This window comes from Pseudidiomarina sp. WS423 (assembly GCF_050750165.1).
Classification (GTDB): Bacteria; Pseudomonadota; Gammaproteobacteria; order Enterobacterales; family Alteromonadaceae; genus Pseudidiomarina; species Pseudidiomarina fusca.
In genome coordinates this window covers 1-698 of sequence record NZ_JBOJLN010000049.1, presented here as the reverse complement: position 1 = coordinate 698, position 698 = coordinate 1, and the positions used below count along the sequence as shown (strand labels likewise).

The following is a 698-nucleotide window of genomic DNA, read 5'->3' as shown; positions in this document are numbered from 1 at the left end:
CAAGTAGAACAGCCCCCACAAAGGCGGCTTGAATACTTGATGTTATTACATGCTTCCACATTGCATTGCCTTATAACGCTTTGCTCACCTGCACATATTGCGGAGAGCGTTTTTGTGTATTATGGAGCGCAGCGACACACAAAAACGAGCGTAGTAATATGTGTCAGAGTGCAGCAACTTGTTAGAAATTTTGGCCACGCTCTTGCAAAAATGCTAGTAAGTAGCCGTGGCCGCCTAAATAGGAAGATAAACGGACAACTTTACCGCTTTTAAATTTAAGTACATACCAGTAGCACCAACCATTAAAATTGATAGACTCTAAATCATCCCATTTCTCGCTCTTACTACCAGTCCAAGGAGTTGAAAATGTGATTGATTCTTTATCATAACTACCTTTGACAAAAAAGCCTTCTGCTAAGGTGTAGAGCGCACCGATTCCGAAACCAATGCTTAAACCGATCAGAGCTGTTGTTTCTCCAGGCTTATCGACTTGGTAATAGCCAGTTAACAGGACTACCAAAGGGGCTATTGAAAATAGAAGGCATGCCAGTCCGAGCCCCTTCATAAACATGCCAAATTTCAACTCACCCTCTTTTGCAGCGAAGGTTGCTTTTTTAGTGAAGTAGGTTATTACAAAAACAGTTACTGCGCCTGTAATTAAACCCTGCCAGTTAATATCCATGCTACTCCTGATTGAT

At 41.8% G+C, this 698-nt stretch carries 1 protein-coding gene; it reads right to left on the bottom strand.

The window, feature by feature from the left end; translation table 11 throughout:
- Window positions 1–181 precede the first annotated feature (181 nt).
- Window positions 182–682, bottom strand: a complete 501-nt coding sequence (locus ACQ661_RS12700; RefSeq protein ID WP_431668587.1) for a hypothetical protein — start codon at window positions 680–682, stop codon at window positions 182–184.
- Between the last annotated feature and the right edge of the window lie 16 nt (window positions 683–698).